The 557-nt window shown below is 41.8% G+C and carries 1 protein-coding gene; it reads left to right on the forward strand.

Going from position 1 to position 557, the window contains the following annotated elements; genetic code table 11:
• Window positions 1-473 (forward strand): hypothetical protein (locus BCT81_RS27840; protein ID WP_102426543.1); only part of this gene is annotated, 473 nt, incomplete at its 5' end.
• Window positions 474-557 lie beyond the last annotated feature (84 nt).

Consider the following 557-nt stretch of genomic DNA (forward strand, 5'->3'; position numbering starts at 1 on the left):
ACTTATTAATAGTTCTGACAGGAGTTTTGCTTACTGCATGTGGGGGTGGTTCTGGAGGTAATAGCTCTGGCGCTAACACTCCAGATGCGAGCAGTGATGTTAGTCAACCCCCAACAGCGAAGCCGATATTAGCATCACAAGAACACAATCCAACCATGCAGGATTTAGTGATTCCAGATGGGTTTAACTACGATCCAGTAAAGACTGGTTCACTGGATGTCGATATTAGTGGTTTTTCTTCACAACGTGCGCATTTGAGCTTGTATAAGCAATACCAAGAAGAAAGTTCAGGACACTATAAAGCGGATTATCAAAGCAAAGTGGTCTCTGTTCCTCTAGATAGTGGTAAGGCGAAGTTTGACTTTAACATGTCTGATAGCCAGAAGAGTTTACTGGTTGAAATTTGGTTTTACGATGGAACCGATCCTATAAGACGCGTTATTTCACCAAACGATCAAACCTTTACATATTGACCCTCCATAACAGTCAATAACGGCCTTTTGTCCTTGAAAGTCGCATTATTCCTTCGAATATGCGGCTTTCTTCTTTGAAACCTG

The organism is Vibrio sp. 10N.261.52.A1, from assembly GCF_002876325.1.
Classification (GTDB): Bacteria; Pseudomonadota; Gammaproteobacteria; order Enterobacterales; family Vibrionaceae; genus Vibrio; species Vibrio chagasii.